This window comes from Vibrio sp. D173a, assembly GCF_030248475.1.
Genome location: NZ_JAHGAH010000927.1, coordinates 1 through 1,234, shown reverse-complemented (window position 1 = coordinate 1,234; position 1,234 = coordinate 1). Strand labels below are relative to the sequence as shown.

At 47.1% G+C, this 1,234-nt stretch carries 2 protein-coding genes; one reads left to right on the top strand and one right to left on the bottom strand.

Going from position 1 to position 1,234, the window contains the following annotated elements; genetic code table 11:
• Positions 1-797 (top strand): YjjW family glycine radical enzyme activase (locus tag KIV40_RS30340; RefSeq protein WP_285352976.1); only part of this gene is annotated, 797 nt, incomplete at its 5' end.
• Here KIV40_RS30340 and KIV40_RS30335 read toward each other — a convergent pair.
• Positions 798-1,234: LysR substrate-binding domain-containing protein (locus KIV40_RS30335; RefSeq protein WP_285352975.1), on the bottom strand; the 437-nt coding region annotated here is incomplete at its 5' end.

Below are 1,234 nucleotides of genomic sequence, written 5' to 3'. Positions count from 1 at the left end.
TGTTTCTGCAAGGGTGCAACTTTGACTGCATTACTTGCCACAACCCGCATACCATCAACCATTGCAATCATTGTGGCGATTGTGTCTCACACTGCCCTAGTGAGGCTTTGAGCACAAACCAAGAGACGGGACAGGTCACGTGGCACCCTGAGAAGTGTACCCATTGCGACAAGTGTATTGATGTGTGTGGTCATAAGTCGAGTCCTAAAATCACCACAATGACGGTGTCTGATGTACTTGATATCGCGCGAGAGAACCAGTTTTTCTTAAGTGGTGTGACGATCTCTGGTGGTGAAGCAACAATGCAACTGCCGTTCATTATCGAGCTTTTCAAGGCGATCAAAAATGATCCTCAGTTGTCACATCTAACCTGTTTTATTGATAGTAATGGTGCGCTCTCACAAGAAGGGTGGGTAAAGGTGCTTCCATACCTTGATGGCGCAATGGTCGACCTTAAATCTTGGCAAAATGAGACGCATCAATGGTTGGTAGGGCGTGAGAATCACAGAGTACTCTCCTCAATCAACTTCCTTGCGCAACATGAAAAGCTACACGAGGTGCGCTTACTGCATATTCCCGGTAAGAGCGATCTCGACACAGAGGTTGAGCAGGTAGGTCGTTATCTTCAATCGTTACCACAAAGCGTCACGATTCGACTCAATGCGTTTCAGCATCATGGCGTGGTTGGGGAAGCCTTAAAGTGGCCCAAATGCACCAAGCAGCAAATGAACGAATTCCGCGACCAATTGTTTACGTTTGTACAAAGGCCGATGCTAACGCCGCAGGTTTATACCTAATTAAGCTTGATTCTCTTGCTCAATAAACTGATCACATAACCATTTCATCGCTTGGTCATTCATGTTTGGACGATTCCAGACCAAGCTGTATGCGACTTTTCCATAATCGAAGGGTAATGGCTTCGCGATGAGCCCTTGGGCTTGTAGGGCTTTCTGTGACCATAACTTTGAACAGGTGAACAAGTAGGGTGTCTGGTGGCAAAGTACCGCAGCCGAACCAAAGTCCGCGACTGATATCGCGACATCACGTGGCTTATGGCACTGAACCAAATTCTGTTCAAAGAAGGGCTGCGACAGCTCATTATCAAAAATGCCGATGTGCTTGTAGTTCAGGTAATCATCGATCATTAGCTCGGCATTCGCGAGGGGATGGTCGGCTCCCATCAGACAAACCATTTCGTCCGAGAGCAGCGTCTTCCAGACAAGTTCTTTATTTT